The 22,540-nt window shown below is 65.6% G+C and carries 21 protein-coding genes; 6 read left to right on the top strand and 15 right to left on the bottom strand.

The window, feature by feature from the left end; all coding sequences use genetic code 11:
* Window positions 1-16 precede the first annotated feature (16 nt).
* The 3 genes from CS1BSM3_RS00200 (at window position 17) to CS1BSM3_RS00190 (ending at window position 4,384) form a co-directional block, all read left to right on the top strand.
* Entirely contained in the window at window positions 17-2,521 is a 2,505-nt protein-coding gene (locus CS1BSM3_RS00200; protein WP_072384963.1) for a DNA translocase FtsK, read from the top strand.
* A gap of 240 nt (window positions 2,522-2,761) precedes the next feature.
* The gene (locus CS1BSM3_RS00195; RefSeq protein ID WP_072384962.1) at window positions 2,762-3,217 is read left to right on the top strand and encodes a phasin family protein; all 456 of its coding nucleotides are present in this window, start codon (window positions 2,762-2,764) and stop codon (window positions 3,215-3,217) included.
* 537 nt (window positions 3,218-3,754) lie between these two features.
* Window positions 3,755-4,384 (top strand): hypothetical protein, encoded by a 630-nt coding sequence (locus CS1BSM3_RS00190; RefSeq protein WP_210188727.1) that lies wholly within the window; start codon window positions 3,755-3,757, stop codon window positions 4,382-4,384.
* Window positions 4,385-4,391: 7 nt separating this feature from the next.
* Here CS1BSM3_RS00190 and CS1BSM3_RS00185 read toward each other — a convergent pair whose 3' ends face one another.
* From CS1BSM3_RS00185 to CS1BSM3_RS00120, 14 genes are all read right to left on the bottom strand, one after another.
* Window positions 4,392-4,793, bottom strand: coding sequence for a F0F1 ATP synthase subunit epsilon (locus CS1BSM3_RS00185; protein ID WP_072384961.1), 402 nt, complete (start codon window positions 4,791-4,793; stop codon window positions 4,392-4,394).
* A 105-nt stretch (window positions 4,794-4,898) separates the two neighbouring features.
* Entirely contained in the window at window positions 4,899-5,120 is a 222-nt protein-coding gene (locus CS1BSM3_RS00180; protein ID WP_072384960.1) for a hypothetical protein, read from the bottom strand.
* 101 nt (window positions 5,121-5,221) lie between these two features.
* Window positions 5,222-6,658 carry a F0F1 ATP synthase subunit beta gene (gene atpD, locus CS1BSM3_RS00175; protein ID WP_072384959.1) on the bottom strand — a complete coding sequence of 479 codons (1,437 nt, stop codon included), beginning with the start codon at window positions 6,656-6,658 and terminating at the stop codon, window positions 5,222-5,224.
* An 89-nt stretch (window positions 6,659-6,747) separates the two neighbouring features.
* Entirely contained in the window at window positions 6,748-7,473 is a 726-nt protein-coding gene (locus CS1BSM3_RS00170) for an FkbM family methyltransferase (protein ID WP_174263584.1), read from the bottom strand.
* 137 nt (window positions 7,474-7,610) lie between these two features.
* The gene (locus CS1BSM3_RS00165) at window positions 7,611-8,498 is read right to left on the bottom strand and encodes a F0F1 ATP synthase subunit gamma (RefSeq protein ID WP_072384957.1); all 888 of its coding nucleotides are present in this window, start codon (window positions 8,496-8,498) and stop codon (window positions 7,611-7,613) included.
* A 72-nt stretch (window positions 8,499-8,570) separates the two neighbouring features.
* Entirely contained in the window at window positions 8,571-10,100 is a 1,530-nt protein-coding gene (gene atpA, locus CS1BSM3_RS00160; RefSeq protein WP_072384956.1) for a F0F1 ATP synthase subunit alpha, read from the bottom strand.
* Entirely contained in the window at window positions 10,100-10,660 is a 561-nt protein-coding gene (locus CS1BSM3_RS00155; protein WP_072384955.1) for a F0F1 ATP synthase subunit delta, read from the bottom strand. The genes atpA and CS1BSM3_RS00155 overlap by 1 nt, the downstream gene beginning before the upstream one ends.
* A 308-nt stretch (window positions 10,661-10,968) precedes the next feature.
* Complete coding sequence (locus CS1BSM3_RS00150; RefSeq protein ID WP_072384954.1) at window positions 10,969-11,928, bottom strand: D-2-hydroxyacid dehydrogenase; 960 nt, start codon at window positions 11,926-11,928, stop codon at window positions 10,969-10,971.
* 45 nt (window positions 11,929-11,973) lie between these two features.
* The gene (gene denD / locus CS1BSM3_RS00145) at window positions 11,974-12,948 is read right to left on the bottom strand and encodes a D-erythronate dehydrogenase (protein ID WP_072384953.1); all 975 of its coding nucleotides are present in this window, start codon (window positions 12,946-12,948) and stop codon (window positions 11,974-11,976) included.
* A 134-nt stretch (window positions 12,949-13,082) separates the two neighbouring features.
* Complete coding sequence (locus CS1BSM3_RS00140; protein ID WP_072384952.1) at window positions 13,083-14,093, bottom strand: acyl-CoA dehydrogenase family protein; 1,011 nt, start codon at window positions 14,091-14,093, stop codon at window positions 13,083-13,085.
* Entirely contained in the window at window positions 14,090-15,241 is a 1,152-nt protein-coding gene (locus CS1BSM3_RS00135; RefSeq protein WP_072384951.1) for an acyl-CoA dehydrogenase family protein, read from the bottom strand. Before CS1BSM3_RS00135 ends, CS1BSM3_RS00140 begins: the two co-directional genes overlap by 4 nt.
* Window positions 15,242-15,364: 123 nt before the next feature.
* On the bottom strand, window positions 15,365-16,465 hold the full coding sequence (locus CS1BSM3_RS00130) for a hypothetical protein (RefSeq protein ID WP_072384950.1): 1,101 nt from the start codon (window positions 16,463-16,465) through the stop codon (window positions 15,365-15,367).
* 16 nt (window positions 16,466-16,481) lie between these two features.
* Window positions 16,482-17,198: a ribonuclease activity regulator RraA gene (locus CS1BSM3_RS00125; protein ID WP_072384949.1), complete on the bottom strand. Its 717-nt coding sequence runs from the start codon at window positions 17,196-17,198 to the stop codon at window positions 16,482-16,484.
* 65 nt (window positions 17,199-17,263) lie between these two features.
* Window positions 17,264-18,112, bottom strand: coding sequence for a LysR family transcriptional regulator (locus tag CS1BSM3_RS00120; RefSeq protein WP_072384948.1), 849 nt, complete (start codon window positions 18,110-18,112; stop codon window positions 17,264-17,266).
* A gap of 160 nt (window positions 18,113-18,272) precedes the next feature.
* On the opposite strand from CS1BSM3_RS00120, the gene CS1BSM3_RS00115 reads away from it, so the two are divergent.
* Both CS1BSM3_RS00115 and CS1BSM3_RS00110 read left to right on the top strand, forming a co-directional pair.
* The gene (locus CS1BSM3_RS00115) at window positions 18,273-18,449 is read left to right on the top strand and encodes a hypothetical protein (protein WP_210188726.1); all 177 of its coding nucleotides are present in this window, start codon (window positions 18,273-18,275) and stop codon (window positions 18,447-18,449) included.
* 39 nt (window positions 18,450-18,488) lie between these two features.
* A complete protein-coding gene (locus tag CS1BSM3_RS00110; protein WP_143149022.1) occupies window positions 18,489-18,878 on the top strand; it encodes a hypothetical protein in 390 nt (129 codons plus the stop codon).
* 116 nt (window positions 18,879-18,994) lie between these two features.
* On the opposite strand, the gene alaS is transcribed toward CS1BSM3_RS00110, so the two are convergent.
* Entirely contained in the window at window positions 18,995-21,667 is a 2,673-nt protein-coding gene (gene alaS, locus CS1BSM3_RS00105; RefSeq protein WP_072384946.1) for an alanine--tRNA ligase, read from the bottom strand.
* A gap of 451 nt (window positions 21,668-22,118) precedes the next feature.
* Here alaS and CS1BSM3_RS00100 point away from each other — a divergent pair, with 451 nt between their 5' ends.
* Window positions 22,119-22,535: a helix-turn-helix domain-containing protein gene (locus tag CS1BSM3_RS00100; RefSeq protein ID WP_083528107.1), complete on the top strand. Its 417-nt coding sequence runs from the start codon at window positions 22,119-22,121 to the stop codon at window positions 22,533-22,535.
* Window positions 22,536-22,540: the final 5 nt, after the last annotated feature.

Below are 22,540 nucleotides of genomic sequence, written 5' to 3'. Positions count from 1 at the left end.
ACATGGGATTAAGGCGTTGCATGGCTCCAGCTATGAGCCGAGGCCGATTCTTCCTCATCCACTGGAAGAGCGGCTGAGAGGCAGCTTTTGGCGGCTCGCGGGCCTCGTGCTCGCGGCGCTGACGGCGGCTGGCTGGCTGAGCCTGATGACCTGGTCGGCGGCCGACCCGAGCCTCACGCACGCCGCGGGCGGCGCAACGCGCAACTGGATGGGCCCGCTCGGCGCCATCGTCTCCGATCTCCTGCTGCAGTCGATCGGCCTCGCCGCCATCTTCGGCATGGTCGTGCTCAGTTTCTGGAGCGCGGAGCTGATCCTGCGCCGCCGCCTCATCGAAGCGCGGTGGCGCATCATGGTGGCGCCGGTCGCGCTGCTGATCCTGGCGGGCGCCCTCTCGTCTCTGCCGCCGCCCGCGAGCTGGCCGCTGCACCATGGGCTCGGCGGCGCGTTCGGCGGCATGATCCTGAAGCTCGCGTCGAGCGTCTTCGCCTTCATCAATCCGGCGCGGGCCGGGATCGTCGCGGGCTTGCTGCTGTTCGCCAGCGGCATGTGCGCGCTTTCGGCAGCGCTCGGTCTCACGCAGCGCGAGTACGCTCTCATCTGGCAGCGCGATCCGCGCGCCGAGCCGAGCGTCTTTGGCGAGGCCATGAGCGGCCTCACGCAGCGCCTCAAGGACGGCCGCAGCAATTGGCGCCGCACGAAGAGCCACCACGACTACCACAACGAGCCGGACTTCGTTCCGCCGACCGGCCCCATGATGGCCTACGCCGGCGCCTCCGATCGCCGCGCCGTCCATCGCGCGCCCGTTCACGTCCCTGGCGAGGACGAGCCGCCGATCACCTTCGATACGGCAACCGAGAAGCAGAGCCGCCGCATTGCCGAGCGCTTCGCGCCGCCGGGCGCGCGCCCCCAGCCAGGGCCGCGTCTGGAGCGTGAGCCGTCGCTCGCGCCCGAGCCCGCACCTCGCCTCGAGCCGGAACCTCAGCCAGCACCGCCGCCGCCGCGCCGCCGCGCGCCGCGTCCACAGGGCTTCCAGCGTCCCTCGCTCGACATTCTCCGCCGTCCGCCGCCCTCGAAGCAGGGCGCCGAGATCAATCACGCGGTCATGCGCGGCAATGCGCGCCTGCTCGAGGACGTGCTCGCCGACTTCGGCGTGAAGGGCGAGATCAAGGACATCCGGCCGGGCCCCGTCGTCACGCTCTATGAGCTGGTGCCGGCGCGTGGCACCAAGTCGGCGCGCGTGATCGCGCTGGCCGACGACATCGCACGTTCCATGAGCGCGGCCTCGGCCCGCATTGCCGTGGTTCCGGGCCGCAATGCCATCGGCATCGAGCTGCCGAACGCACGACGCGAATCCGTTTTCCTGCGCGAGCTGCTCGAAACCGAGCCGTTCGTCGCGAGCGAGGCGCATCTGCCGATCACGCTTGGGAAGAGTATTGCCGGCGAGCCCATCGTCGTCGATCTCGCGCGTATGCCGCATCTGCTGATCGCCGGCACCACGGGCTCGGGCAAGTCCGTCGGCGTGAATGCGCTCATCCTGTCGCTGCTCTATCGGCATTCGCCCGAGACGTGCCGCTTTCTCATGATCGATCCGAAGATGCTGGAGCTTTCGGCCTACAACGGCATTCCGCATCTTCTGACGCCCGTCGTCACGGATCCGCATCAGGCCTCGGCCGCGCTCGAATGGGTCGTGCGCGAGATGGAGGAGCGCTATCGGCGCATGTCCAAGCTCGGCGTGCGCAACATCGAGATGTTCAACACGCGCGTGCGCACGGCCGCCGAGCGCGGCGAGAAGCTCGCGCGCCGCGTGCAGACCGGCTTCCATCCCGAGACCGGCAAGCCGATGTTCGAGAGCGAGGCGCTCGACTACGCGCCCATGCCGTTCATCGTCGTCGTGGTCGACGAGTTCGCTGATCTCATGGTGGTCGCGGGCAAGGAGATCGAAGGCGCCGTGCAGCGTCTTGCGCAGATGGCGCGCGCGGCCGGCATCCATCTCATCATGGCGACGCAGCGCCCGAGCGTCGATGTCATCACCGGCACCATCAAGGCCAACTTCCCGACGCGCATCAGCTTCAAGGTCGCATCCAAGATCGACAGCCGCACCATCCTCAACGAGCAAGGCGCCGAGCAGCTCCTCGGTGCCGGCGACATGCTGTTCGCTTCCGGCTCCATCATGCGTGTGCACGGGCCATTCGTGTCGGACGAGGAAGTCGAGCAGGTCGCCAATCATCTGCGCCTGCAGGGCGAGCCGGCGTACGTCGACGTCGTCCTCGACCACGCGCCCGAGGATGAGGAAGCCGATCCCGAGGACGAGGCCGACGAGCTTTTCGACCGCGCCGTGGCGCTCGTCGTGCGCGAGCAGCGGGCCTCGACGAGCTTCCTGCAGCGCCGCCTTGCCATTGGCTACAACCGGGCCGCCGATCTCATGGATCGCATGGAGCGCGAGGGTCTCGTCGGGCCGGCGAACAATGTCGGCAAGCGCGAGATCCTGCTCGGGCCGGGCGATCGCGACGAGCTCTCTTGAGCGAGATCAAGTCCGCTAGCCTCGCTCTGTGCCTAGCATCTGCAATTAACGAGTCCGCACGGAAGCGGCGCGCTTGGCTGACACCGCTTCCTACGACTAAAGTCGTAATTGTGCGACGCAACAATAATGTTGCAATGCACAATTGATCTCCCTACATAGCAGCTACGAACGCCCCCGGGCACTTGCCCGAGTTTCATGCAAGCGAGCCCTCGACCCTCGTCGAAGAATGGAGACAATCGGATGAATGAGCAGTTCACGCGCCAGGCAGAGCAGTTCATGGATGCTGCCAAGGCGGCCAAGATCCCTGAGAATATTCAGGCCCTTGCCCAGGAGGGCGTGAGCCGCTCCAAAGAGGCTTTCGACACGCTCAGTGCCGCGGCCAAGGATCAGGTCAAGGTTGCGGAGGAACTGGCGCTCACGACCCAGGCCGGTTTCAAGTCGATCAGCCACAAGATCATGGACAACACGGTCGTCAATACCGAGGCTGCGTTCGAGGCCGCTCGCGCTATTGCCCGCGCCAACACGGTTCCCGAGGCGCTCCGGCTCCAGGCCGAGTTCGTCCAGCGCCAGTTCACCGTAGCCAGCGAGCAGACCAAGGAGCTGTTCGAGCTGTCGACCCGTTTCGCGACCCAGGCTTTCGAGAGCGCGAGCGAGGCGACTGCCAAGTCCGTCGAGAAGGCCCGCAAGCGCGTCTGATGCGGCGCAGCGCCCTGCCAGAAGGCCCGTGGGAGCGATCCCGCGGGCTTTTCTTATTGGGGGCGCTCGCGCCTGCGGCGCGAACAGGCCGCGCTTCTTTTTGTGCGGGCTGCTGGCACTGAGGCTCAACCACAATGGCGCTGCCATGCCCGCGGCCCCGTAACCCGCCGTGTCGGGGGCGCGTCTTCGACACGACGGGACACCCCGGAGCCCCTGCCTTTTATTTGGTGCCGCGGGCTGCTGGGAAGGGGTGCTTCGCAACCCCACCGCGGTGCTATGCCCGCGGCGGCAAGAGCGACAGCGATCGTATGAGGCGCCCCAGAATCCCCTCTCCCCGCGCTTGCGGGGAGAGGGTTAGGGTGAGGGGCGGCGGCATACGCAAACGTCGCGCAAGTTCCCGCCCCTCATCCTAACCTTCTCCCCGTTGAGGACGGGGAGAAGGGACATGTCGTGGCAGCGGCAAGCGGCGAGCTTCGCACCAGAGGCGCGAGACGACGAATTCGGCTAGCTTGTCCAATCTCCAGGAGCTCGCGCCGCTTGCCGACCGAACCCTTACCGCCGCAACGCAGACCGCGCTTTGCCAATACGCAGGTGACGCGCTTCACGCTGCAGGCTTTGCGCGCGCTCGCCGGTGCCGCGAAGCTCACCCTGCAGGCGCTGCTGGCCCTTATCATCGTCTTCGAAGAATGGGGCTGGCGACCGCTGGCGGCGGCGCTGGCGCAATTCGCGCGGCTGAAACCGATTGCCTGGCTCGAGGCTCGCATCCAGGAGCTGCCGCCCTACGGCGCGCTCCTCGTCTTCGGTGCGCCCTCGGTGCTGATCCTGCCGCTGAAGCTCGTCGCGGTCTTTCTGATCGCATCAGGACGCGAATTCGAGGCCACGCTGCTCTTCATAGGCGCGAAGATCGTCGGCACGGCCCTCGTCGCGCGGCTCTTCCAGCTCACGGAAACGCAGCTCCTGCGCATCCCCTGGTTCGCGCGTGCCTATGCTGTCTTCATGCCGTGGAAGAACGCGATGACGGCCTGGGTCCACAATTCATGGCCCTGGCGCTACGGCCGTGTGCTCAAGGAACGCCTGCGCCGTGCCCTCCGTCCGCTGGCGCAGGCCATGCGCGCCAGCGCGGCGGAGCTTTTCACGCGGATCAGAGGATGGTTTGGCCGGACCTGAGTTGATCTCAGGCCGCAACCCGGGCGCCGAGCGACTTGAGCGCGGCAATGGCGTCGTTCGCCAGCAGGCGGCTGTCGTCGTCCGTGGCGGAGGCCAGCATCTGCTCGGCGACGCGCATTTCCATGGCAAGCTGGGCCGCATCGCCCTCGGTCACGTCGACGAGGTTCTGCGCCAGGATGGTGAGCTGCGTCGGATCGACCTCGGCGAAGCCGCCGCGCACGTAGATGCGGCGCTGCCCCGAGGGCAGGCGGATGTCGAGGACGCCGGGCCTGATGGCGCTGATGACCGGCGCATGGCCTGCGAGCACCGTGAAGTCGCCTGCGACGCCCGGCACGATCACCTCGGTGGCCTCTCCTGAGAGAAGCACCCGCTCGGGGCTCACGAGCTCGATCTTGAAAGTGCCTGCCATGACTGTATCCGGGCCGTTCCTGGTCTCTAGCTACCGAGGCGAGCGCCAGCCTCTCGGGGAGCGCTCGCCGATTACTCGTGCGCCGTGGGGCGGTGCGTGATCGCCTCAGGTCTTCTCTTCGTCCTGCTCCTGCAGCTGCGTGCCGCAGAAGGGGCAATAGAAAACCGGATAGTCGACCATGCCTTCTTCGTCTTCCTTGCCGTTGTCCATGATGCCGACGGACATATAGAGCACACCGTCGTCACCCACCTCGATCAGCGGCGAGAACTCTTTCGTCGAAATCAGCTCTTTGAGCGTCGCGCAGCAGGTTCCGAATTCGTCGCTCATGCCGTTCCCCTCTCTGCGGCCGTGGCCGTCTCCTGATGGGACCTCCGCGACGCGCCGACCGTGGCCCGTGGCTCAGCCCCTGCCCCTGCCAAGTTCCCGGATCACGCCGCCTCGGCCAGCTTCTCGGCCTTGGCGATCGCCTCCTCGATCGTGCCTACCATATAGAAGGCCTGCTCGGGGAGATGGTCGTAGTCACCATTGCACAGGCCCTTGAAGCCCTTGATGGTGTCTGTGATCGAGACGAGGACGCCCGGCGAGCCGGTGAAGACCTCGGCGACGTGGAAGGGCTGCGACAGGAAGCGCTCGATCTTGCGCGCGCGGGCGACCGTCATCTTGTCGTCCTCGGAGAGCTCGTCCATGCCCAGAATGGCGATGATGTCCTGCAAGGACTTGTATTTCTGGAGAATCTGCTGGACCTGGCGGGCCACCTGGTAGTGCTCCTCGCCAACGACGCGCGGCTCGAGAATGCGCGAGGTCGAGTCGAGCGGGTCCACGGCCGGGTAGATGCCCTTCTCGGCGATCGAGCGCGAGAGCACGGTCGTCGCGTCAAGGTGGGCGAACGAGGTCGCAGGCGCCGGGTCGGTCAGGTCGTCGGCGGGCACGTAGATGGCCTGCACCGAGGTGATCGAGCCCTTCTGGGTGGTGGTGATTCGCTCCTGCAGGGCGCCCATGTCCGTGGCGAGCGTCGGCTGGTAGCCGACCGCCGAAGGAATACGGCCGAGGAGGGCCGACACCTCAGAGCCCGCCTGCGTAAAGCGGAAGATGTTGTCGACGAAGAAGAGCACGTCCTGGCCCTGGTCGCGGAAGTGCTCGGCGACCGTCAGGCCCGAGAGCGCGACGCGCATGCGGGCGCCCGGCGGCTCGTTCATCTGGCCGTACACCAGCGCGCACTTCGAGCCGGCCGTCGACCCGTTGTTCTCCTTCGGGTCGATGTTGACCTTGGACTCGATCATCTCGTGATAGAGGTCGTTGCCCTCGCGCGTACGCTCGCCGACGCCGGCGAACACCGAGTAGCCGCCGTGGGCCTTCGCGACGTTGTTGATGAGCTCCATGATCAGCACGGTCTTGCCGACGCCGGCGCCGCCGAACAGGCCGACCTTGCCGCCCTTGGCGTAGGGCGCCAGCAGGTCGACGACCTTGATGCCCGTGACGAGCAGCTCGGCTTCGGTCGACTGCTCGGCGAACATGGGCGCGGGCTGGTGGATCGCGCGCTTCGAGGTGGTCTTGACGGGGCCGGCTTCGTCGACCGGCTCGCCGATCACGTTCATGATGCGCCCGAGCGTCTCGTCACCGACCGGCACGGAGATCGGCTGGCCGGTATCGGTCACCTCGTGGCCGCGCGTCAGACCTTCGCTCGAGTCCATGGCGATCGTGCGCACGGTGCTCTCGCCGAGATGCTGGGCGACCTCGAGGACGAGGCGCTGGCCCTGGTTCGTCGTCTCGAGCGCGTTCAGGATCTCCGGGAGATGCCCTTCGAACTGGACGTCCACGACGGCGCCCATCACCTGCCGGATCTTGCCAACCTTGTTCGATGCCATGGTGTTCCTCGTCTCAACCTATCGTCGATCGCGTTGGCGACCGAATGCCCAATCAACCCTGTCTCATCGACAGGTCCCGTGTGCTCTACCTACATGTCCGCCGGCTGGCCGACCGCTCCTTCCTCGCGGAGAAAGGTCATCGTCTCGCCGCGCAGCAGGATCTCGAAACCCTGGTCGAAAATCGCGCGCTGCAGCGGAATGCTCTTGCCCTGCCCGGGGAACAAACTGTCGTGGGTCTCGATGTAGAGTGCCGAGACGTCGTCGAGCCACTCTGTATTGTGGCGGAACAAGTCGTCCTCGAAGCCTTCAATATCCACCTTGACCAGGAACAGCTCCGCGCCGTCTCCCGCGGCCTTCATGATGTCGGCGACGGTAACGACGCCGACGCTGCCATGCTCAGCCACGGCAGCATCAGCACGGGTCGTCTGGACACCCCAGGACATTCCATCGTCGACTGCCAGCACCGCTACCCGGCCCGATGTCCCTCCGATCGCATCCAGCCGGACCTCGATGTTGGATCGTCCTGCGACGTTCTTCCGGCAGATCTCGACATTCTCCCGATCCGGCTCGACAGCAATCACGCGAGCCAAGGGATACTGCTGCGAGAACCAGAGCGAGGCTGCCCCTATATTGGCTCCGGCATCGATCACGATGGGCGTTCCCCCCTCACTCAATATCCGCTCGTAGCGCCGGCGCAACCATTCGCGATGAGCGCCATCGCCGATGTCATACTGGCGCTCCACGAAGACCTGCCGAAGGACGTCCATGTCCGAATCTCGGGTCCGTACGGTCAATTCGCCAATTCCGGCCAGCACAAGCGTACTTCTGGGCCGTCCCCACAAGCGGGCAGCATAGAATGGGATGACTCCGGTTCCGAAGGACCGCAAGTCGCGACCGAGCCAGATCAACCCGCCCAATTTACTCATCGCGCTAACCCATCATTGGCCGGCCGCTACAGCGCCTCGGCACCCGAGATGATCTCGATCAGCTCCTTGGTGATGTTCGCCTGGCGCTGGCGATTGTACTTGATCGTCAGCTTGTTGATCATGTCGCCGGCATTGCGCGTGGCGTTGTCCATGGCGGTCATGCGCGCGCCCTGCTCGCCGGCCGCGTTCTCGAGGAGCCCGCGGAAGATCTGCGTCGCGATGTTGCGCTTGAGGAGCTGGCCGAGGATCTCTTCCTCGGAGGGCTCGTACTCGTAGATCGCCTCGGCCTTGCCGGGCTGCGTGCCCTCGGCGGTTTCGGGAAGCTTGGCCGGGATGATCTGCAGCGCCGTCGGCTTCTGCGTGATGACGTTCTGGAACTCGGAGTAGTAGATCGTGGCGACGTCGAACTCGCCCGCCGCGTACATCGCCATGACCTTGTCGGCGATCTCCTCGGCATTGGCGAAGCCGAGCTGCTTGACGCCCTTGAGGTCGATGCGATCGACGATCTGCCTTTGGTGATCACGGCGCAGGTTGTCGAAGCCCTTGCGGCCGACCGCGAGGATCTTCACGGTCTTGCCGGCCGGGACGAGGCGCCGGATGTCCTGACGGACGCGGCGCGCGATGTTCGAATTGAAACCGCCGCAGAGACCGCGCTCGGCGGTCATCACGATCAGCAGGTGCACGTCTTCCTTGCCGGTGCCGACGAGGAGGGGCGACATCCCCTCCTTGCTGGCGAGGCGGCTGTTCAGGTTCGCCAGGATCTGGTCCATGCGCTGGGCATAGGGACGTGCCGCCTGGGCGGACTCCTGGGCGCGCCTCAGCTTCGCCGCGGCGACCATCTGCATGGCCTTGGTGATCTTGCGCGTCGCCTTGACCGAGGCGATGCGCGTGCGCATGTCTTTCAGTGATGCCATGACGTCGCGGCTACCCTGTCTTGGTTGGGCCCTGTCTCAGTTGAGCCCGGCCCGTTGGGGCCGGGGGCACCATTAACCGAACTGCTTGGCGACGCTCTCGACCACGCCCTTGAGCTTGGTCTCGGTGTCCTTCGACAGATCCTTCGTCGAGCGGATGTCGTCGAGGATCGCGGCATTCGGCCCGCGCAGCGCTGTCAGAAGCGCCTCTTCGAAAGGCTTCACCTGCGCGAGCGGCATGGGATCGAGGTAGCCGTTCACGCCGGCATAGATCACGCAGACCTGCTCTTCCATCTTGAGCGGCGAGAACTGCGGCTGCTTCAGAAGCTCTGTGAGCTTCGAGCCGCGGTTCAGGAGGCGCTGGGTCGCGGCATCGAGGTCCGAGCCGAACTGCGCGAAGGCGGCCATCTCGCGGTACTGCGCGAGCTCGCCCTTGATCTTGCCGGCGACCTTCTTCATGGCCTTCGTCTGGGCCGAGGAGCCGACGCGCGACACCGAGAGACCGACGTTCACGGCCGGGCGGATGCCCTGGAAGAAGAGATCCGTCTCGAGGAAGATCTGGCCGTCGGTGATCGAGATGACGTTCGTCGGAATGTAGGCCGACACGTCGTTGGCCTGCGTCTCGATGACCGGGAGCGCGGTGAGCGAGCCCTTGCCGGCGGCGTCGCCCATCTTGGCGGCGCGCTCGAGGAGGCGCGAGTGGAGATAGAAGACGTCGCCCGGGTAGGCTTCGCGGCCCGGCGGGCGGCGGAGCAGGAGCGACATCTGGCGGTAGGCGACGGCCTGCTTGGAGAGGTCGTCGTAGATGATGACCGCGTGCATGGCGTTATCGCGGAAGTACTCGCCCATGGCGCAGCCGGCGAACGGCGCCAGGAACTGCATCGGTGCCGGGTCGGAGGCCGTGGCGGCGACGACGATCGAGTAGTCGAGCGCGCCGTTCTCCTCGAGCGCCTTCACGAACTGGGCGACCGTCGAGCGCTTCTGGCCGACGGCGACATAGACGCAGTAGAGCTTCTGGCTCTCGTCACTGCCCTGGTTGAGCGGCTTCTGATTGAGGATCGTGTCGAGGGCGACGGCGGTCTTGCCGGTCTGGCGGTCGCCGATGATCAGCTCGCGCTGGCCGCGGCCGATCGGGATCAGGGCGTCGATCGCCTTGAGGCCGGTCGCCATCGGCTCGTGCACGGACTTGCGCGGGATGATGCCCGGCGCCTTGACGTCCACGCGGGCCATGTGGTCGCCCTTGATCGGACCCTTGCCGTCGATCGGGTTGCCGAGCGCGTCGACGACGCGGCCGAGCAGGCCCTTGCCGACGGGAACCTCGACGATGGCGCCGGTCCGCTTGACGGTGTCGCCTTCCTTGATGCCGCGGTCGTCGCCGAAGATAACGACGCCGACGTTATCGGCTTCGAGGTTCAGCGCCATGCCCCGGATGCCGCCCGGGAACTCGACCATTTCACCGGCCTGGACGTTATCGAGGCCATAGACGCGGGCAATACCGTCGCCGACCGACAGCACCTGACCGATTTCGGAGACTTCCGCCTCCTGGCCGAAATTCTTGATCTGCTCCTTGAGGATCGCGGAGATCTCAGCGGCCTTGATTTCCATCAGCGGACCTCTTTCATGGCGGTCTTGAGTGACGTGAGCTTGGTGCGAAGCGAGCTGTCGATCATGCGCGAGCCCATCTTGACGATGAGCCCGCCGAGCAGCGTTGCGTCGACCTTGGTGATCAGTTGGACGTCCTTGCCGGCAGTGGCACGGAGCGTCTCCTTGAGCGCGGCAAGCTGCTCATCGCTCAGGGGATAGGCGGTCGCGACCTCGGCATTGACCTCGCCGCGCTGGCGGGCGGCGAGCGCGAGGAACGTGCGGATCATTTCATTGAGTGCAAAAAGGCGCCGGTTGCGAGCCAGCACCTTGAGGAAGTTCACGACGAGCGGCGCGAGACCGCTCTTCTCTGCAACGGCGGCAATGGCGCGGCCCTGTTCCTCGCTCGAGAACACGGGGCTCCTGACCATGCGCTTGAGGTCGGCGCTCTCATCGAGCAGGCTCTGAAGCGACTTCAGATCCGCCTCTACCTGCCGGACCTGATTGGCTTCCTCGGCGAGGTCGAACAGGGCCGATGCGTAGCGACCTGCCACGCCCCCTGCTATGGTGTCGTCCGTGGCCACTGGTCGCGCTCTGCCCCTCTCATAATGCTCAACATCTGCGCCGCGTGACCGGCGCTGAACCCATGCGCGGCCGGCCCCGTCGGGTGAAAGCCGCCCCTCATGCGTGGGGATAGACCACGGCGCCCACGCGGCTGCAATACCGGCGGCGCCATGTTCAGAAAGACGGCCGTTCGTCTAGCACGGCCCGGCGGCCACATCAACGCTCGCTTTCGGTGCCGTCTTGCCGCATCGGGGCGCAAATTAGGCATGTCTCGCGACGCGACACTTCGCCGCCATTTGTGCGCCCATTCGGCCCGCGACGGCGATACTCAATAACCCCGTTCGCGGTCGACGACTTCACGCAGCGGTTGGCCATCCAGATGCCGGCGAATGTTGTCCGCGAGCAGCTCGGCGACCCAGCTATCGCGTTGCGGATGATAGCCACCGATGTGCGGGAGCACCGAGATCCCCGGCGTTTTCCAGAAGGGATGTTCGGGCGGCAGCGGCTCGGTGCGGAACACATCCAGTACAGCACCCGCGATCGTCTTCGCCTTCACCGCCGCAATGAGGTCGTCGTCGACGATGATGGCGCCGCGCGCGAAGTTGATGAGCCAGGCGCTCGGCTTCATCTTTGCAATTTGCGTCGTGTTCAAGAAATTCTCGGTGAGCGGCGTCACTGGCAGCAGGACGACGACATAGTCGCTTTCGGCCAGCACCTTATCGGTTTCATTGAAGCCATAGACCTTATCGACGCCCGTAACAGGCTCAGGCGTCCGCTTCGTGCCGATGACGCGCATCTCGAGGGCCGAGGCCTTCATCGCGAGCTGCTGGCCGATGGCGCCGAGACCCAGAATACCGAGCGTCTTGCCGGCAAGCGTATCGGAGACGCTGCGCTGCCAGTGGCTCTCGGCCTGATTGAGCGCGATCTGATGATAGCGTTTGGTGATGTGGAAGAGCGCGCCGAGAATGTTCTCGGGCACCTGGATGCGATGCGTGCCACGCGCGGCGATCAGCGTGTGCTCCGGCTTCAGATCCTTGCGCGCGAGCCAATGATCGACGCCCGCCGTGAGCGACTGAATGACCTTGAGGCGCGGCATTTTCGAGAGCGTGCCCGGCGGCACGCCCGGTGCGAAAAGGATCTCGGCTTTTGCAAGATCGTCGTCCGTTGCCTGTTCGCCGGCGGCGATCACTTTGAAGTCGACGCGCTCGTTGAGCCCGTCCGCAGCGAGCCTTTCCAGGTACGGCTTGGGGTTCGACAGATACAGCAGGGCCTGCAGCTTGTTGCTCATGATCTCGTCCTCGGTCTCTTGTTTTCGTGTGGCGCGGATGATCGTTCAGGCGATCTTGCCGCCGAGTTCGTCCTCTATGTGAATGCGGATGATCTCCTCGAAGCTCGCATCGGGCTTGAAGCCGAGCTCGAGCGCGCGGCGCGTATCGAAATTGCGCGGCCAGCCCGCGACAATGCCCTGGATGAAGGCATCCGGCTCACGCTTGATGCGCGCGACGACCTTGTCGCCGGCCACTTTGCGCAAGGCCTCGATCTGCTCACCGACCGTGACGGAAAGGCCGGGCATGGAGAGCGCGCGGCGGGCTCCAAGCTTCTCGCCGTCGATGGTGGCGGCATGGATCAGGAAGCCCGTCGCGGCGCGCGGCGAGGCGTGCCAATGGCGCACGTCCTCGGAGACGGGAAGCACGGCTTCCTTGCCGGCCAGCGGCTCGCGCATGATGTTCGAGAAGAAGCCGGAAGCCGCCTTGTTCGGCGCGCCCGGGCGCACGCATATGGTCGGCAGGCGGATCGAGACGCCGTCGAGGAGGCCTTTGCGCGTGTAGTCTGAAATCAGAAGCTCGCCGATGGCCTTCTGCGTGCCGTAGGACGTGAGCGGCGTCTGGAAGAACTCGTCGCCGATCTTCTCCGGGAAGGGCGCACCGAACACCGCGATCGAGCTCGTGAAGACGAGGCGCGGCTTGTTGCCGGCGCGGCGCACGCTGTCGAGCAGGTTCATGGTGCCCTGCAGATTGATGCGATAGCCCTTGTCGAAGTCCTGCTCGGCCTCGCCGGAGACGATCGCGGCCAGATGGAAGATCACATCAGGCCTGCCGGCGACGAGCTTGTCGGTCTCGCCGGGCGCGGGAAGATCGCCGGTCGAGATCTCGACTGGGAATGAGGCGCCGGCCGGCTTCTGCGGTGGCACGACATCATAGAGCGCGAGCGAGGAAATGGCCTTGCTGCCGAGCTTGCCCTCCTTGGCAAGGCGTTCCGCGAGCTTGCGCCCGACCATGCCGGCGCCGCCGATGATGAGAACTTTCATGTTTCTTTTCCTCCCGCGCGTATGCCTTCGCCTCTCGTGGGCGTGAACCACGTCATTTCATATGTCTAAGTTGGCGGGCCGTGGTCGGCTCGCGCAAGGGCTTTCTCGGCCGTACAAGGACGGCCGAGCGCCCGTCAGCCATGCGCCGTCAGCGTCGCCCAGAGATTATCGGCACCGCCGGCCGCGATCGTGCGCCCGATCTCCGCCTGCCACTGCACCTCGGAGCCGAACTCGTTGCGCCAGCTCCAGAGCCGCCGCGTCGCATAGTGGAGCGTATGCTCCTGCGTGAAGCCCATGGCGCCGAACACCTCGTGCGCGATGGCACACACGCGACCCGCCGCCTCGCCCGTGCGCGCCTTGGCAATGGCAGCAGAGAGACGATCGCCGCGCTCGGCCATGGCTTCGACGGCCATGAGGGCCGATGCGCTGCCCGCGGCGCCTTCGGCGGCGAGCTCCGCCATGAGATGCTGGATGGCCTGGAAGCGGGCAATGGGCCGGCCGAACTGGACGCGGTCATTGGCCCAGGTGAGCCCGTGCTCCAGCACGCGCGACATGGCGCCCGACATCTGCACGGCGCGGATCAGTGCGCCCTCGGCTTCCGCAATTTTGGCCGCCTCGGCGAGCTTGGCCGAAGCCACGACCTTGGCGCGGGCGAGATCGATGGTCTGACGCGGCTCGCCGGCCATGTTGAAGCCCGGCGACGACGCCCCACGCGCATCGACCAGGGCGAGCGTATCGGGGCTGGTCACCACGACCACGCCCGCCACCGAGCCCGCCCAGGGCACGCCTGCGGCCTTGCCATCGCGATTGGCCGATGGCGGCGCCACAGAGAGGGCACCATCGGGAATATCGATACCTGCCTTGGCGAGCAGCCGGCGGGCCAGGATGGTCTCGGCGAGCGGCACGGGCAGCGTGTGGTAGGCCGCCCGCTCGATGAGCGCCGCGGCATTGCCAAGCCCGAGATCACCCTCGTTCTCCTCGCCGAGCGCGGTCATCCCCGCTTCTTCGAGTGCCGTCCACAGGGCCGCCGGAAAACCCGGCTTGCCATCGGCTTTCTGCGCCGCACCCTCGGCCTTTTCCTCCACGATGCGATCCAGTGACCGCAGCATGAGGTCGCGCACGCCGTCTTCGGTTTCGTTGCTCATCTGAGGCCGAGCCCCCGTGCAATCATGCCGCGCAGAATTTCGCGCGTGCCGCCGCGGATCGAGTAGCAGGGCGCCTGCATCTGCGCGAGCTGCTGAAGGCCGTCATAGACCTGTCCGTTGCCGCCACCGCGCGGCTCGAGCGGCAGCAATCGCCGCGTGATCTCGGGGATGGACTGCTCGAAGGTCGTGCCGAGGTCCTTCACGAGCGCCGCCTCCGTGACCGGCGATTTGCCCTCGTTGAGCATTCCCGCAATGGAGGTCGACATGCGCCGGAGCGTCGCCAGATGCGCGACGAGGCGGCCAAGCTCCGCGGCCTCGCTCGCATTCGGGCTCTCGCCGATCTCGCGAAAGGCTTCGACGAGCAGGGGATAGGTCGACATGAAGCGGTCCGGCCCCGAGCGCTCGAAGGCCAGCTCCGAGGTCACCATGGCCCAGCCATTGCCGATGCCGCCGACGCTCATGTCCTCCGGCACGAACACATCGTCGAAGGTCACCTCGTTGAACTCGTGCGAGCCGTAGACGTTGATGATCGGGCGCACCTCGATGCCCGGCGATTTCATGTCGATGATGAGCTGCGTGAGGCCGACGTGGCGGTCCTCGGGACGCCCGCCCGTGCGTACGAGGGCAATGACGTAGTGCGCCATGTGCGCGTAGCTCGTCCACACCTTGCGGCCCGTGACGCGGAAGCCGCCCTCGACGGGCACGGCGCGCGTCTTGACGCTGGCGAGGTCCGAGCCCGTATCCGGCTCGCTCATGCCGATGGCGAAGAAGCAGCGGCCCGCCGCGATCTCGGGCAGGATCATCTTCTTCACGCGCTCGGCGCCATGCTTGCGGATCTGCGGGCCGCTCTGGCGGTCGGCAATCCAGTGCGCCATGACGGGCGATCCGGCCGCCAGCAACTCCTCGACGACGACGTAGCGCTCCAGTGCCGAGCGCTCGTGCCCGCCGTACTCTTTGGGCCATGTCATACCAAGATAGCCGCGGGCGCCAAGCCGTGCGCTGAAGGAAGGATCGGCCGCGACCATGGCGCCGACGGTCGGCGTGAAGGTGCCCTTGGCCTTCTCCTCATCGAGGAAGGCGCGCACCTCGGCTCTGAGATGCGTTGCGGCCGGCGGCATGTCCACCGGCTCGAAGCGGAACTCCGGCATGGCGGGCGGCTCCTCTCTTGTTTTGTTGCTGAAGTGAGTAAGCGCTCGCTGGCGGGTGCGACAAGTGCCAATTGGCGGGCCCGCGCGGATCACTGCCGCATGGCTCGGGACTGCCGGCGGCGATTACGCGATCACGATCGCTCCGTGCGGCCGCTGCTGAATGCGCCAGACGGTCTGCGGCGCGCCGTGATCGACGCGGGCGATGAGATCAATCGTCAGGAAGCGATTGTGCACCATGGCGAGGCCCTCGATGAGGCCGTTCCAGGCTTCGAGCACGCCTTGAGAAGGATTGGCGATACCGCGCATGAGCCGCCAGCCCGTACGTGAGAGCAGCACGCTGTCGCCATCGCGCGTGATGCTCGCGCTGTCGCCTTCGCCCTCTGCAATCCACGCCAGGAGCTGCGCCAGCGCTTCGGCATCATCGTTCTGAACGCCGGCCGCGTTCGCGATGTCCTTATACAACTGTGCGCCAATCATGCGGCCGGTGAGGTGGCCGAGGTGCGCACCTTCGGTCTCGCCGAACAGCTCCATGAGCCGCGGCAGGCCCGAGCGGACGTACTCCATGGCGTAGTTGCGATAGGCGCGCGCTAGGCGCTCGGATGTCCAATCGCCTGCGGGGAGGCGCGGCGCCGCATCAGGATCGAAGGGCGGCGGTATCTCGCCCGGACGGAAGACGAGCCGCTCCTCGGGGGCGAGATCGTGGTCGTACTCCATGAAGTAGCCGGCGAGCCCGTGCTGGCCATCGACCGTCTGCGCCGTGCACACGAACCCAAGCCGCGGGTTCTTCAGCGACACACCGTTCTGCGCGTACCAGCCGGTGAGAAAGCCGCGCGAGACCTCGCTCGGCACACCGCAGATGGCCGCGCCCATGTAGATCCAGCGCGGCGGAACAAAACGTACCCACGCCTTGCGGTCGCTCTCCTTCATGAACTCGACGCCGACGCCGCCAATGCTGTTCGAGAGGTAATGATAAGCCGCGCAGGCCACCGCGTGCGGCATCCCGGAGAGGCCAAGCTTCTCGAAGCTCGAGAGGAATTTCTCGTGATGCTGATGGCGGAACACGGCGTGCATCCAGCGCGCCGCATCGCCGCTGCCGCGCCGGCTGACGAGCGTCAGGATCAGGCCGGTGAAATAGGCATGATAGAGGTCCGCGACGGCGCGGGGCGCGCGTTCGGCTGGCGGTACGCCCTGGACAAGCCCAGCTCCGGAAGTTTGCTCGGCCATTGGTCTCTTCCTGCTCTCAGCGCCCGTTCGCCTTGCGCCACGCGGCGAACTCGGCCTTGGTCTCCGGCCCGCCAGGATAGAGACCGAAGATGCCGCGCCCTTCGCGCACCTTCTCCATGACGAAGTCCTCGTAGGCCGTCATCTCGTGGCCCTCCTCGGCGATCTCGTTGGCAAGATGCGCGGGGATGACCACCACGCCTTCGCCATCACCCACGATGATGTCCCCGGGAAAGACGGGCGCATCGCCGCAGCCGATCGGCACGTTGATGTCGACGGCGCGCTGGCGCGTGAGGTTGGTCGGAGGTGCGGGGCGGTTCTGATACACGGGGAAGGCCATCTCGGCGATCTCGGGACAATCGCGAAAGCCGCCGTCCGTAACGATGCCGGCCGCGCCGCGCATCATGAGCCGCGTGACCAAGATGCCGCCTGCGGAAGCTGCCCTTGCATCCTTGCGACTGTCGATCACGAGCACGTGACCCGGCGGGCACTCCTCGATCGTGCGGCGCTGCGGGTGTGAGCGGTCCTCGAAGACGCCGATGTGGTCGAGATCCTCGCGCGCCGGAATGTAGCGCAGTGTGTAGGCCTCGCCGACCATCTGCGGCGCCTTTGTGCCGACCGGGCGCACATCCTGGATGAACTGATTGCGGAGGTTGCGCTTGAAGAGCGCCGTCGTGATCGTGGCGACGCTGATCTTCCTGAGCTTCTCGCGGTTCTCGGGCGTAAGCGCTGTCATTGGGACGTTCCTCGTTTGTTTGTGGTTTGAGCGAGCAGGACGTGGCGCAGCTTAGTGGACAATGATCAAGCAAGCCGGGCGACGCGGGCGCGAAGGCTGTCGAGGATGGGGGCGAACTCGGATTCCTCTCGCGCTTCGGGATAGAGGGCCCCCACCGGCACACTGAAGCGGCGGGCACGCGCGACGAGCTTCAGGCGCCCGCGCGAGAGGTGTCCGCGCACGAGACGATAGGGCAGATAGCCCGAGCCTTCGCTGTTGAGAACGTAGTCGATGGCGAGCGGTCCGATGTCGAGAGTGAGTCGCGCGCCGGCCCGTTTTGGGAAGGCAATGGCGTGGTCTTCGCGGAAGTCCGGGCCCCAATCCACAAGAATGTAGTCGTCCGTTCGCCGTCGCGCGTCGCCTCTTCCACCCGACACGAGCACGAGTTCTTCCTCGAAGAGATGCTCGATCAGAAGCCCCGGCGACTGCAGCGGCTGGTAAACGACGGCAACGTCGAGCGTGCCATCGAGCAGGCGTTGCGTGAGCATCGGCCCCGTATCGGTGACCGCCGTGAGCGCGAGCTCGGGGTAGTCGGCCTTGAGGTTTGCGATCCAGGAGATGAGCAGTCCCTGCCACAGCGCCGCTTCTGCGCCGACTGCGAGATGCTGGTCGTGTTGGCCCGAAAAACCCACATCTAGCTGGGCTTGTTGCCATACACGCACCATGGCGAGTGCGTGTTTCTGGAACTGTTCGCCGGCCGGCGTGATCTGCGCGCCGACCTTCGAACGCTCGAAGAGCTGACGGCCAAGCAGCGATTCCAAGTTGCGCACGCGCGACGAGACAGTCGATTGCGTGATGTTCATGCGGCGCGCAGCTTCAATGAAACTGCCGGTTTCAGCGATCATCAGAAAGGTGCGTGCGAGCGCGATGTCCATGGTGTGTGATCTCGCTCAAGTGATGTCGATCGACGTGATGTATCGAAATGATCGATAGATGACAGCGAAATTTTGCGTTTGCGATGTTCATTCATTGCACACATTAGATGATGCATCGGCACCACACTACAAGTTGAATAGCTGGAAAGGAGCCTTTCAAATGGCAATGAGAGCGAAGAAGGCTGCGGCGAAGAAAGTCGCGACGAAGAGCGCAAAGAAGAAGTCCGCTGCGAAGAAGGTAGCGAAGAAGGCGGCGAAGAAGCCCGCCAAGAAGCCGGCCAAGAAGGCGGGCAAGAAGGTCGCCGTGAAGCGTGCGAAGAAAGCCGCAAAGCGGTAAGACTATCTCCGTTGTCTTAACGCAACGGAGCGACACTAAATGCCATCGAGGTTTGTCTCGATGTCTGGCGCGGCAGCGCTGCTCATGAGCAGCATCGCTGCCGAAGCCGCCAGCATCACCAATCGCGACACCAAAGACGTCAAGGTTACGATCACCGAGGGCGGGACCACCGCCGAGCATACGATCCCGCCGATGGGGGTGCTCGACAAGGTCTGCATGAAGGGGTGCATCGTTCGCCTCAACGATGGCGAGGAAGACGAGTACGAGGTGGAGGCCGAGGACATCGTGGCCATAGAGGACGGGTTCCTCTACTACGACGGTCCCGATTCACCCGACAGGCCGGGTAGTGGTGGCGGGGCCTCGCCGGCACCGCCAGCAGCACCCGGCCCCGGCGGCCCGGCGCCTTCTGCGCCCGCCCCCAAGAACTGATCCGAAATCCACTGATCCGAAATCCCTGGCACTAAACGCGAAACGGCGCGGTCCGGCATCGGGGATGCCGCACGCGCGCGCGTTTTTCTGCGTGTTCAGGAAAGTGGCGCTCGTCCTTAACCGGCGAGCGCCTTTTCGATTGCGCTCAGCGCATCCGCCGCCTTCGAGCCGTCGGGGCCACCGGCCTGCGCCATGTCCGGCCGACCGCCGCCGCCCTTGCCGCCGAGTGCGGCCGCGCCGACCTTCACGAGCTCGACGGCACTGTGCGATTTGGTGAGATCGTCGGTGACGCCGACGGCGAGACCGGCCTTGCCGTCCTCCGTGATGCCGACGATGGCGACGATCCCGGAGCCGACCTGCTTCTTGCCGTCGTCGACGAGCCCGCGCAGATCCTTCGGGTTGAGCCCCTGAACCGTGCGCGCGAGCATCTTCACCTGGCCGATCGTGCGAATGGCCTGTGGCGCTTCGGCACCCGCGGCACCATTGCCCCCGCCGCCAAGGGCGATCTGGCGCTTGGCATCGGCGAGCTGGCGCTCGAACTGGCGGCGCTCCTCGACAATCTGCTTAACGCGGTCGACGACATCCTCGGGTTTCGTGCGCAGCAGGCTGGCAAGCTCCCGCACCCGCGCCTCCTGGGCGACGAGATAGGCCCGCGCGCCATCTCCGGTCAGCGCCTCGATACGGCGAACGCCTGCCGCGCTCGCGCTTTCGGCAATGACGTGGACGAGGCCGATGTCGCCCGTGCGCGATACGTGCGTGCCGCCGCAAAGCTCCACCGACCAGGCCTTGTTCGACCCCGCTTGCGGCAGCCCCATGGAGACGACGCGCACCTCATCGCCGTACTTCTCGCCGAAAAGGGCCATGGCGCCGGACTGCATGGCGTCCTCGAGCCCCATGAGCCGCGTCTCCACGGGCGCGTTCTGCGCAATGATCGTGTTCGCGATCTCCTCGACCCGCGCCACTTCCTCCGGCGACATCGGCTTCGTGTGGGAGAAGTCGAAGCGCAGGCGATCAGGCGAGACGAGCGAGCCCTTCTGCGCGACGTGCGTGCCGAGGACCTCGCGCAGCGCCTCATGCAGGAGGTGCGTCGCGGAGTGATTGGACCGTGTCGCCGAGCGGCGTCCATGATCGACGACGAGCTCGACTGCATCGCCGGTCGCGAATGATCCGCTCTCGACGACGCCCAAATGCACGAAGAGATCGCCGACTTTCTTCTGCGTATCGGTCACGCGGAAGATCGCGCCCTTCGGCCCCTTGATCACGCCCTGGTCGCCGACCTGGCCGCCCGACTCGCCATAGAAGGGCGTCTGGTTGAGGACGAGCGCGCCCTCTTCGCCCATCTTGAGGGCCGCCGCGGTTTTGCCGCCGGCGATCACGGTCTTGACGACGCCTTCCGCCGTTTCGGTCTCATAGCCGAGGAATTCCGTCGGCCCGACCTGCTCGCGCACTTCGAACCAGATGGTTTCGGTCGCTGCTTCGCCCGAGCCCTTCCAGGCGCGCCGTGCTTCCTCCTTCTGGTGCTCCATGGCCTTGCTGAAGCCGGCCGTATCCACCTCGATGCCGCGCGCGCGCAGTGCGTCCTGCGTCAGATCGAGCGGGAAGCCATAGGTGTCGTAGAGCTTGAAAGCAGTCGCGCCGGAGAAGGTCGCGCCCTTCTTGAGGCCCGATGTCTCCTCGTCGAGCAGCACGAGGCCGCGCTCCAGCGTCTTCCTGAAGCGCGTCTCCTCGTGCTTGAGCGTCTCGGTGATGAGCGGCTGCGCGCGGACGAGCTCGGTGTAGGTATCGCCCATCTGGCGCACGAGCGCCGGCACGAGGCGGTACATGAGCGGCTCGCGCGCGCCGAGCAGGTGCGCATGGCGCATGGCGCGGCGCATGATGCGGCGGAGCACGTAGCCGCGCCCCTCGTTCGAAGGCAGCACGCCGTCCGCAATGAGGAAGCTCGTCGCGCGCAGGTGGTCGGCGATCACGCGATGCGAGGCCTTGTGCTCGCCCGTGGCCTTGACGCCGGTCGCCTCTTCCGACGCCGCGATCAGCGCCTTGAAGAGGTCGATCTCGTAGTTGTCGTGCGTGCCTTGCAGCACGGCCGAGATGCGCTCGAGGCCCATGCCCGTATCGATCGAGGGCTTCGGCAGGTCGATGCGCTCGCCGCCTTCGAGCGTCTCGTACTGCATGAAGACGAGATTCCAGATCTCGATGAAGCGGTCGCCATCCGCTTCCGCCGAGCCTGGAGGGCCGCCTGGAATTTTCGGCCCATGATCGAAGAAGATTTCCGAGCAGGGACCGCACGGGCCGGTATCGCCCATGGCCCAGAAGTTGTCCGAGGTCGGGATGCGGATGATCTTCTCGTCGGCAAAGCCCGTGAGCTTCTTCCAGATGCCGAAGGCCTCGTCGTCCGTGTGATAGACGGTGATGTAGAGCTTCTTCTTGTCGAGCCCGTACTCTTTCGTCACGAGGTTCCAGGCAAGCTCGATCGCGAGCTCCTTGAAGTAGTCGCCGAACGAGAAATTGCCGAGCATCTCGAAGAACGTGTGGTGACGCGCGGTGTAGCCGACGTTGTCGAGATCATTGTGCTTGCCGCCGGCACGCACGCACTTCTGCGAGGTGACCGCGCGCTTGTAGGGCCGCGTCTCGGCACCCGTGAAGATGTTCTTGAACTGCACCATGCCGGCGGTCGTGAACATCAGTGTCGGGTCGTTGCGCGGGACGAGCGACGACGAGGGCACATGCTCGTGGCCGTTCTTGGCAAAGAAGTCGACGAACGTGGAGCGGATCTGGTTGACGCCGGTCATGTCGCGGGCTCGCATCGATGGGGCGCGGGAAAGCGCACCTGAATAGTTTCTCTTGGGCAAGAGCCTGCACAGAGCGCGCGCTCGAAGGCGCTGCGGTCAAGGCTCAAGGCACATTCTCGGGCCGGCCGCCGAACCGCAGCGCATACAAGCCGAGCTGGCCCGCCCACGGGCGGGTGCCCCGACGTATCTGCGCCGTGCTGAAAGGCCTCCCTTCACTTCTTAGCGAGGCGCCGAAATACTGTCCACCCGACGTTCCCCCGCCCCGCACAGCTCCCGAGCCCGTGGCTCGTGCTGCCTTCGAGAAAACCCGGCCGAAACCACATCCGCTGGTTCCAATCCGTGAGTTATCCCCGTTCAATTATTCCGTCCGTACACTACGGGCAGCGTAGGCATTTGTTCCTACTAACAAAAGTTGAATCGAGGATGCGCAGCCAACGGAGGTAGCCGGCTTATGACCTCAATAGCAATAGAGGCGCCCGGGCCGATCCTGTACTCGGGCCGGCATGTAGATCGATCGGAACACGGGGCGCAGAGCGCGCTGGAGACCAAGGTGCGCTCGGTCCGGGAGGCCGTCGCGGTGGTCTACCGAATTGATAAGGGGCTTCTCGGCCATCCAACGCGGGGCAGCTCGCGTGTGGCCTTCGCCCGGCAGGTGGCCATGTACCTCGCTCACGTCACGTTCGGCCTGACGCTGACGACGGTCGGCCGGGCCTTTGGCCGCGACCGGACCACCGTCGCTCATGCTTGCGCCCTCGTCGAGGATGCGCGCGACAATCCCGATTTCGACCGCACGCTCGAATTGCTCGAAGCCATTGCCAAGCATCTCGCCTCTGTCGACGCCATGCGTCCGGACCTCCACGCGGAGTGATTGCC

Origin of the sequence: Hyphomicrobium sp. CS1BSMeth3 (assembly GCF_900117415.1) — a bacterium.
Lineage (GTDB): Bacteria > Pseudomonadota > Alphaproteobacteria > Rhizobiales > Hyphomicrobiaceae.
This window is presented reverse-complemented; position numbering and strand designations above follow the sequence as displayed.

Coding starts and splice junctions, on each gene's coding strand:
- CS1BSM3_RS00120 (WP_072384948.1), bottom strand. CDS start 18,112: ATGGACATCGCGCTCGCACGCACCTTTCTGATGATCGCTGAAACCGGC.
- CS1BSM3_RS00165 (WP_072384957.1), bottom strand. CDS start 8,498: ATGGCATCACTGAAAGACATGCGCACGCGCATCGCCTCGGTCAAGGCG.
- CS1BSM3_RS00115 (WP_210188726.1), top strand. CDS start 18,273: ATGGCAATGAGAGCGAAGAAGGCTGCGGCGAAGAAAGTCGCGACGAAG.
- CS1BSM3_RS00195 (WP_072384962.1), top strand. CDS start 2,762: ATGAATGAGCAGTTCACGCGCCAGGCAGAGCAGTTCATGGATGCTGCC.
- CS1BSM3_RS00100 (WP_083528107.1), top strand. CDS start 22,119: ATGACCTCAATAGCAATAGAGGCGCCCGGGCCGATCCTGTACTCGGGC.
- CS1BSM3_RS00130 (WP_072384950.1), bottom strand. CDS start 16,465: ATGGCCGAGCAAACTTCCGGAGCTGGGCTTGTCCAGGGCGTACCGCCA.
- CS1BSM3_RS00185 (WP_072384961.1), bottom strand. CDS start 4,793: ATGGCAGGCACTTTCAAGATCGAGCTCGTGAGCCCCGAGCGGGTGCTT.
- CS1BSM3_RS00135 (WP_072384951.1), bottom strand. CDS start 15,241: ATGCCGGAGTTCCGCTTCGAGCCGGTGGACATGCCGCCGGCCGCAACG.
- CS1BSM3_RS00150 (WP_072384954.1), bottom strand. CDS start 11,928: ATGAGCAACAAGCTGCAGGCCCTGCTGTATCTGTCGAACCCCAAGCCG.
- alaS (WP_072384946.1), bottom strand. CDS start 21,667: ATGACCGGCGTCAACCAGATCCGCTCCACGTTCGTCGACTTCTTTGCC.
- denD (WP_072384953.1), bottom strand. CDS start 12,948: ATGAAAGTTCTCATCATCGGCGGCGCCGGCATGGTCGGGCGCAAGCTC.
- CS1BSM3_RS00125 (WP_072384949.1), bottom strand. CDS start 17,198: ATGACAGCGCTTACGCCCGAGAACCGCGAGAAGCTCAGGAAGATCAGC.
- CS1BSM3_RS00140 (WP_072384952.1), bottom strand. CDS start 14,093: ATGAGCAACGAAACCGAAGACGGCGTGCGCGACCTCATGCTGCGGTCA.
- atpD (WP_072384959.1), bottom strand. CDS start 6,658: ATGGCATCGAACAAGGTTGGCAAGATCCGGCAGGTGATGGGCGCCGTC.
- CS1BSM3_RS00110 (WP_143149022.1), top strand. CDS start 18,489: ATGCCATCGAGGTTTGTCTCGATGTCTGGCGCGGCAGCGCTGCTCATG.
- atpA (WP_072384956.1), bottom strand. CDS start 10,100: ATGGAAATCAAGGCCGCTGAGATCTCCGCGATCCTCAAGGAGCAGATC.
- CS1BSM3_RS00180 (WP_072384960.1), bottom strand. CDS start 5,120: ATGAGCGACGAATTCGGAACCTGCTGCGCGACGCTCAAAGAGCTGATT.